8 protein-coding genes are annotated in these 7400 nt (G+C 67.3%); all 8 read right to left on the bottom strand.

The window, feature by feature from the left end:
- The coding region (gene paaD / locus B551_RS10685; RefSeq protein WP_083492571.1) for a 1,2-phenylacetyl-CoA epoxidase subunit PaaD at positions 1 to 432 on the bottom strand (432 nt) is incomplete at its 3' end.
- Between the two features lie 33 nt (positions 433 to 465).
- Positions 466 to 1317 carry a 1,2-phenylacetyl-CoA epoxidase subunit PaaC gene (gene paaC / locus B551_RS10690; RefSeq protein WP_006579223.1) on the bottom strand — a complete coding sequence of 284 codons (852 nt, stop codon included), beginning with the start codon at positions 1315 to 1317 and terminating at the stop codon, positions 466 to 468.
- A 12-nt stretch (positions 1318 to 1329) separates the two neighbouring features.
- Positions 1330 to 1617 (bottom strand): 1,2-phenylacetyl-CoA epoxidase subunit PaaB, encoded by a 288-nt coding sequence (gene paaB / locus B551_RS10695; RefSeq protein ID WP_006579224.1) that lies wholly within the window; start codon positions 1615 to 1617, stop codon positions 1330 to 1332.
- Between the two features lie 41 nt (positions 1618 to 1658).
- Positions 1659 to 2696, bottom strand: coding sequence for a 1,2-phenylacetyl-CoA epoxidase subunit PaaA (paaA, locus tag B551_RS10700; protein ID WP_006579225.1), 1038 nt, complete (start codon positions 2694 to 2696; stop codon positions 1659 to 1661).
- A 122-nt stretch (positions 2697 to 2818) separates the two neighbouring features.
- On the bottom strand, positions 2819 to 3103 hold the full coding sequence (locus tag B551_RS10705; protein WP_006579226.1) for a DUF1488 domain-containing protein: 285 nt from the start codon (positions 3101 to 3103) through the stop codon (positions 2819 to 2821).
- Positions 3104 to 3518: 415 nt separating this feature from the next.
- Positions 3519 to 4766, bottom strand: coding sequence for a nucleoside recognition domain-containing protein (locus tag B551_RS10710; protein WP_023264061.1), 1248 nt, complete (start codon positions 4764 to 4766; stop codon positions 3519 to 3521).
- Positions 4767 to 4904: 138 nt separating this feature from the next.
- Entirely contained in the window at positions 4905 to 5324 is a 420-nt protein-coding gene (locus B551_RS10715; protein WP_006579227.1) for a DUF488 domain-containing protein, read from the bottom strand.
- A 100-nt stretch (positions 5325 to 5424) separates the two neighbouring features.
- The gene (locus tag B551_RS10720; RefSeq protein ID WP_006579228.1) at positions 5425 to 7116 is read right to left on the bottom strand and encodes an AMP-binding protein; all 1692 of its coding nucleotides are present in this window, start codon (positions 7114 to 7116) and stop codon (positions 5425 to 5427) included.
- Positions 7117 to 7400 lie beyond the last annotated feature (284 nt).

The following is a 7400-nucleotide window of genomic DNA, read 5'->3' on the forward strand; positions in this document are numbered from 1 at the left end:
GAAGCGCAGCGGCCGGGCCTGCACGCCGTGGTCGGCGCAGCGCGCCGGCGGCGCGATGCCGTAGGCGCGCAGCTTGTCGCGGCCCTCGGCGGTGATCCAGTCGGTGGTCCACGCCGGCGCCAGCACGGTGCGGATCTTCCACGGGCCCAGCTCCGCCCGGTCGAGCGCGCGGCCGATGTCCTCGGCGATCTCCGCCATCGCGGGGCAGCCTGAATAGGTCGGCGTGATCACGATCTCTAGCGCGCCGTCATCGGCCACCGCCACCTCGCGCAGGATGCCCAGGTCGCGGATCGACACCACGGGGATCTCGGGATCGGGCACGGCTTCGAGCACCGTCCACGCGCGGGCCACGCGGGCGGCGTGCGCCGGCGCGTCGGCATCGGCGTACGGCGCATGCACGCGGGTATCGGAGTGGGTCAGCGTGGCTGGCATGGGGTTTGGTCTCGATGCGCGCGGCGTCCGGCGTTACCAGTGCGCGCCGGGATGGGCGCGGGCCAGGCTCTGCATCTGCGCCAGCAGATAGCTCATATGCTCGGAGTGCAGGCCCTGCTTGCCGGTCGACACGAAGGCGGTGGCGGCGGGCAGCGTCAGCGTGGCCTCCGCGACGGTCTGCTCGACGGTGGCCTGCCAGGCGGGCCGCAACTCCGCCGTCGGCACCGCGATGCCCTGCGCTGCCGCTTGCTGCTCGACCGGATCCGCCGCGAAGCATTCGTTCATATAGGGCAGCAGATGGTCCAGCGCGCGCTGGGTGCGCGCGTGCGATTCCTCCGTGCCGTCGCCCAGCCGCACCAGCCAGTCGGCGCCGTGGTGCAGGTGGTAGCGCGCTTCCTTGATCGACTTCGACGCGATCGCCGCCAGGCCGGCATCGCGGCTGGCTTCGAGTGCGCCCCACAGCTCGACCATCAGCGCGCTGTACAGGAAGTTGCGCACGATGGTGACGGCGTAATCCCGGTCCGACGAGGCAGTCCCTGCCAGCGGCCCGCTGTGCGGCAACTCCAGCAGCGTCCAGTTGCGGAATTCGCGCTCGCCCCGCCAGTAGGCGTAGTCGTCCTCGTGGCGGGCCCGGCCGGTCAGTTCGGCCTCCAGTTCGCCGGCGCGCGCATAAAGCAGGCGCGCCTGGCCGATCAGGTCCAGGCTGATATTGGCCAGCGCGATGTCCTCTTCCAGCACCGGGCCGTGGCCGCACCATTCGGCGTTGCGCTGGCCGAGGATCAGCGCGTTGTCGGCGAGCCGCAGCACGTACTGCCATCCGGCGGTGCGCGAGAGCGGCAGGCTCGCCAGCAGCGGCGACGTGGGGGAACTGAGCGTGGCGGTCATGCGCGGCCCTTGTTACATATGGTTGACTTCATCGGGCAGCTGATAGAAGGTCGGATGCCGGTAGATCTTGTCGGCCATCGGGTCGAACAGCTCCGCCTTCTCGTCGGGCACGCTGGCGGTGATCGCCGACGACGGCACCACCCAGATCGACACGCCTTCCTGCCGCCGCGTATAGACGTCGCGCGCCATGCGCAGCGCCTGGTGCGCGTCGGCGGCATGCAGGCTGCCGCAATGCTTGTGTTCGAGGCCCTGCTTGCTGCGGACGAATACTTCCCACAGCGGCCATTCCTTTTGCGTCATCTTGCTGGTCTCCTGTCGGCCGGCTTGCTGGAGCGCTCGGCTCAGGCCGCTGCGCGGGCTTGGGCCGCCTCGCGCCGCGCCACCTTGGCGGCGTGGGCCAGCGCGGCCTCGCGTACCCAGGCGCCGTCCTCGTGCGCCTTGACGCGCGTCGCCAGCCGTTCGCGGTTGCACGGGCCGTCGCCGTTGATGACCCGCCAGAACTCGTCCCAGTCCAGCGGGCTATAGTCATAGTGGCCGCGTTCCTCGTTCCAGCGCAGGCCCGGGTCCGGCAGCGTGACGCCGAGGACCTTGGCCTGCTCGACGGTCGCATCGACGAATTTCTGGCGCAGATCGTCGTTGGAGATCCGCTTGATGCCCCAGGCCATCGTCTGCGCGCTGTTGGTCGACGCCGCATCGGGCGGGCCGAACATCATCAGCACCGGAAACCACCAGCGGTTGACCGCGTCCTGCACCATCTCGCGCTGCGCATCGGTGCCGCGCATCATCGCCAGCAGCGCGTCGAAGCCCTGGCGCTGGTGGAACGACTCTTCCTTGCAGATGCGGATCATCGCCCGGGCGTACGGACCGTAGGAGCAGCGGCACAGCGGGATCTGGTTCATGATCGCCGCGCCGTCAACCAGCCAGCCGATCACGCCGACGTCGGCCCAGGTCAGCGTCGGGTAGTTGAAGATCGACGAGTACTTCGCCTTGCCGCGATGCAGGGCATCGACCATCTCGTCGCGCGAGGTGCCCAGCGTCTCGGCCGCCGAATACAGATAGAGACCGTGGCCGCCTTCGTCCTGCACCTTGGCCAGCAGGATCGCCTTGCGCTTGAGCGACGGCGCGCGCGTGATCCAGTTGCCCTCGGGCAGCATGCCGATGATCTCGGAATGCGCGTGCTGCGAAATCTGGCGGACCAGCGTCTTGCGGTAGGCGGCCGGCATCCAGTCCTGCGGCTCGATCTTGCCGTCCGCGGCCAGGCGCGCGTCGAACGCGGCCTGGGCCTCGGCATCGTCGATGGGGCTGGCGCCTTCGCTGGCCGCGCGCGGCGTGCCGGCCGGCAGCGGCGGTTGGGGCAGATCCAGGCTTTGGGTGTACATGACGCCTCCTCTGGCGGGTCTCGGCCATGCAAGGGCCGAGCGGTAGGAAGCATTATATATAAACCGACCGTTCGGTCAATTAATTGGCGGGCGCCGCAAGGCCGCTCCGATACGGCTTGCGATCAGGATTCGGGAACGAAGCGCACGTGTCCGCTGCGCAGCACGATGTTGCGCGAACGGGTCAGCTCGAACAGCGACTGGGCGATGCTTTCGATGCGCGGCCGGTGGTCGGTGAAGGCGCGTACGAGATCTTCCTCGCGAGGCGAGCGTGCGCCGAAGTGCGACTCGAGCGCTTCGGCGGTAATCGAATAACGGGACGGTTGACCGTTGACGGTGGCGGGACACGACAGCGTCAGGCTGGCTGCGCAGTAGGTGGGGACGCTGCTGGGAAACAGGATCTCAGACATGGCGTGCCTCGGCCGAAAGAGACGGGGGTCACGACCATTCTAGGATATCGGGCGGCACACGCCAGCCGGGCGCCTCGGCGGCCGACGGTTCCGTGCCCGGGTTTGCGCCGCGCCTCCGGGAGCGAGTACCCGCTTACTTCGCGGTATTGCGTCTGCTGCGTTGCAGCAACCGTTCGCCGACACAGACGGACAGCTGTCGTCCTTGGCCGCAGGATGTGGACGAAAAAAAACCCGCGCAGGTTGTGCGCGGGCTGGAATCCACCGAGGTGGTGGAGGAGACAGACTTCACTATACGCGGCTTGTTGCGACGCACCAAGGTCTGCATACCAAAAAACCCGAAGGCGGCCGCAATCGGCACGATTTTGTTGTGTCGGTGCAACAGTCATCTGTCCCCATGCACCTTCAGCCACTGCCGTCAATGGAAGAAGAGATAGGCGATGCCAATGGCGGCGACCAGCCCGACCCCATCGGCGAACAGCGCGCAGCCCAGCGCATGCCGGGTTCGGCGCACATTGACGCTGCCGAAGTAGACCGCCAGCACATAGAAGGTGGTTTCGGTCGATCCCTGGATGATCGCCGCCAGCTTGCCCTGGAAGGAGTCGACGCCGTAGGTCGTCATCACGTCGACCATCAGGCCGCGGGCGCCGGCGCCGGACAATATCTTCATCAGGCCGACCGGCAGCGCCGGCACGAAGTCGGTGTTCAGTCCGAGGCTCGCGATGCCCGCCGCCAGGGCCTGCATCAGCCAGTCCATGCCGCCGCTGGCGCGGAACAGCCCGATCGCGACCAGGATCGCGACCAGATAAGGAATGATCTGCACCGCCACGCCGAAGCCTTCCTTGGCGCCGTCGACGAAGGACTCGTAGACGTTGACCCGCCGCACGGCCCCGCACAACAGGAACAGCACGATCAGTCCGAGGATGAAGAGGCTGCCGGCCAGCGCGGTGACGGTGTCGACCTGCGGCGCCGGCGCATGGCGCAGCCACACCGCCAGACCGCCGAGCGCGGCCACGATGGTCAGCAACGTGCCCAGGATCGCGGGTTTGAGCAGATTGAGCCGCTGCGTCCAGGCCACGGCGACCAGGCCGGCCAGGCACGACACGCCTGTTGCCAGCAGCGTCGGCAGGAAGATGTCGGCGGCATTGAAGCCGACCAGCCCTTGCTTCAGCGCGACCGCCTGCCGCATCGCGATCACCGAGGTCGGAATCAGCGTCAGCCCCGCGGTATTGAGCACGATGAACATGATCTGCGCATTGGTCGCGGTGTCGGGCTTGTCGTTCAGCGTCTGCAGCTCCCGCATCGCGTTCAGGCCCAGCGGCGTCGCGGCGTTGTCGAGCCCCAGCATATTGGCCGAAACGTTCATCATCATCGCGCCCTGCGCGGGATGGCCTTGCGGAACCCCGGGAAACAGGTGGCGCAGCACCGGATTGACGACGCGCGCAAAGCCCTGCACCACGCCGCCACGCTCGCCGATCCGCATGATGCCTAGCCACAGCGCCATGATGCCGGCCAGGCTCAGCGAGATTTCGAAGGCGGTGCGGGCGCTGTCGAACAGGCTCGCCAGCATGGCCGGAAAGATGGCGGTATCGCCATGCGCCAGCCGCACGCAGCCAATGGCGAAGGCGGACAGGAAAAAGGACAGCCAGACCAGGTTCAATGCCATGGGCGTGGTGGCAAATTAGCGGCGGACGGGGCGGAGCGGGGGCGCGGCCCGCAGGACGAGCCGCAAGGACGGGCGCGTGTCGCGCAAGGCGCCTATCATAGCGCGCCGCTTGCTGCGGCCTGTGGCGTGGCGGCCTCGTCAGTCGGTTGCCGGCTGGGGAGCCTGGGCCAGGGCCGCGCCCCGCTTGGCCAGCAGCTTGCGCAGGATCGAGCGATGGCAGCGCTGTTCGTCCTCGCAATAGCAGCCGATCGCAAAATCGGTCTGGTGTGACAGCGCGGCCAGCAGGTCGAGCGTGCGGCTGGCTTCGGGCTCCGCCATCTCGGCCTGGAAGCGCCGCTCAAAATGGCGCCAGGCCTTGTCGTCCTGCTCATGCTGGGCGTGCTTGGCCTCGGCAACCAGTTCGGGGGACGGTGACAGCAGCGGGAACCAGACATCGTAGAAGTCCCGGCTCGCGTATTCGCTGCGCGGCACGCCGCGGGGCGGCCGGCGTACCGTGCCGATCCGCAGCCCTTCACCGGCGCTGCGTGGGGTTCCGAGCCTGACGATGTGGACGGCCATGGCGGGCGCTCCTGTCTTGGCGATGCGTGCGGTGTAGGCAAACGGCCGGCGCGGCGGCGCGCAATGAAGACCCGCCCGCCGCCACGGCATCGACGAAGCGTCAGGCGGTTGCCGCCGGCTCCAGCCCCAGTTCCCGAATCATGGTCTCCCGCATCACGAACTTCTGCACCTTGCCGGTGACCGTCATCGGCATGTCGTCGACGAAACGAACATAACGCGGGATCTTGTAGTGGGCAATCTGATCCCGGCAGAACTCACGGATCTCGTCCTCGGTGGCGCTCTGCCCGGGTTTGAGCACGATCCACGCGCACAGCTCCTCGCCATACTTCGGATCGGGCACGCCGAACACCTGCACCGCCTGCACCTTCGGATGGCGGAACAGGAATTCCTCGATCTCGCGCGGATACAGATTCTCGCCGCCGCGGATCACCATGTCCTTGACCCGGCCGACGATATTGCAATAGCCCTGCTCGTCGATCGTCGCCAGGTCGCCGGTATGCATCCAGCCGTCGCGAATCGCCTCGCGCGTGCGCGCGTCGTCCTCCCAATAGCCCAGCATCACCGAATAGCCGCGGGTGCACAGCTCGCCGGTGGCCCCGACCGGCACGACCTGTCCGGTTTCGTCGACGATCTTGCACTGCAGATGCGGCTGGACCCGGCCGACCGTCGCCACGCGCTTTTCCAGCGGATCGTCGGTCGCGCTCTGGAAGGAGACCGGGCTGGTCTCCGTCATGCCGTAGGCAATGGTGACTTCGGCCATATGCATGTCCTTGACCACGCGCTTCATCACCTCGATCGGGCACGGCGCGCCGGCCATGATGCCGGTGCGCAGCGAGGTGAAGTCGAATTTCGTGAAGTCGGGGTGGTCCAGCTGGGCGATGAACATCGTCGGCACGCCGTGCAGCGCGGTGCAGCGTTCCTCGTGTACGGCCTGCATGGTCGCCAGCGGGTCGAAGGCCTCGCCGGGGAAGATCATGCGCGCGCCGACGCTGACGCAGGCCAGCACCGACAGGACCATGCCGAAGCAGTGGTACAGCGGCACCGGGATGCACAGCGAATCGCGCTCGGTCAGACGCATCGCCATCGCCACGTAGCGGCCGTTGTTCACCACGTTGTGGTGCGTCAGCGTGGCGCCCTTGGGGTTGCCGGTGGTCCCGCTGGTGAACTGGATATTGATCGGGTCGTGCGGGGCGAGCGCCGAACCGATGGCGTCCAGCCGGGCGATATCCGGCGCGGACAGCACTTCGGCATAGCGAACCATGCCGGCGGTGTCTTCTTCGCCCATGCGCACCACCCATTGCAGTGCGGGCAGCCGTGCCGCGCGCAGTGTGCCCGGCTGGCTGTCGGCCAGTTCCGGCGCCAGCTTCTGCAGCATCTCGATATAGTTGCTCGTCTTGAAGCGCGCGGCGGTGATCAGCATCCGGACGCCGGCCTTGTTCAGCGCGTACTCGAGCTCGGCCAGCCGGTAGGCCGGATTGATATTGACCAGGATCGCGCCGATGCGGGCGGTGGCGAATTGGGTCACCAGCCACTCCTGCCGGTTCGGCGACCAGATGCCGACGCGGTCGCCGCGCGCGATGCCGCGCGCCAGCAGGCCGGTGGCCAGGCGGTCGACCTGCTCGCTGAACTGGCGCCAGGTCCAGCGGATTCCCTGCTCGCGGAAGACGACGGCTTCCGCGTCCGGGTGGGCCGCCGCCGTGGCGGCCAGCAATTCGGCGATGGTCTGGTCCGACAGCGGCACGTCGGTGGCGCCAGTGACCAGCGACAGGCCGGCGTTCGGGATCAGCGTCATGGTTGTCTCCTTCGACTGATTGACTGAATCGTAGTCAGGGGTGCTTCTCTTATAGGTATGGGGCGCCAGCTTAGGCGAAGCGTTCCGCCGATGCTGTCACCGGTGCGACATTTGTTGCCTTTGAAGCACTTCAAGGTCGAATTCGGGTTTTTACTTAATTTGCTTGCCTTCGGCGGCGCCCTCCCTTAATATTCGCCCCCTCGCAGCCGAACGGCGGCGGGGTTGATGGGGAAGGCGAAGGCACTGCGGTGCTGGAGCGGCAGCAAAAAAGTGCTGACAACCTG

The organism is Cupriavidus sp. HPC(L) (assembly GCF_000307735.3).
Lineage (GTDB): Bacteria > Pseudomonadota > Gammaproteobacteria > Burkholderiales > Burkholderiaceae > Cupriavidus.

Excerpts from the sequence above, each read along its gene's own strand:
- paaA (WP_006579225.1), bottom strand. The coding sequence starts at position 2,696 with ATGTACACCCAAAGCCTGGATCTGCCCCAACCGCCGCTGCCGGCCGGC.
- B551_RS10720 (WP_006579228.1), bottom strand. The coding sequence starts at position 7,116 with ATGACGCTGATCCCGAACGCCGGCCTGTCGCTGGTCACTGGCGCCACC.
- B551_RS10710 (WP_023264061.1), bottom strand. The coding sequence starts at position 4,766 with ATGGCATTGAACCTGGTCTGGCTGTCCTTTTTCCTGTCCGCCTTCGCC.
- B551_RS10715 (WP_006579227.1), bottom strand. The coding sequence starts at position 5,324 with ATGGCCGTCCACATCGTCAGGCTCGGAACCCCACGCAGCGCCGGTGAA.
- paaC (WP_006579223.1), bottom strand. The coding sequence starts at position 1,317 with ATGACCGCCACGCTCAGTTCCCCCACGTCGCCGCTGCTGGCGAGCCTG.
- paaB (WP_006579224.1), bottom strand. The coding sequence starts at position 1,617 with ATGACGCAAAAGGAATGGCCGCTGTGGGAAGTATTCGTCCGCAGCAAG.
- B551_RS10705 (WP_006579226.1), bottom strand. The coding sequence starts at position 3,103 with ATGTCTGAGATCCTGTTTCCCAGCAGCGTCCCCACCTACTGCGCAGCC.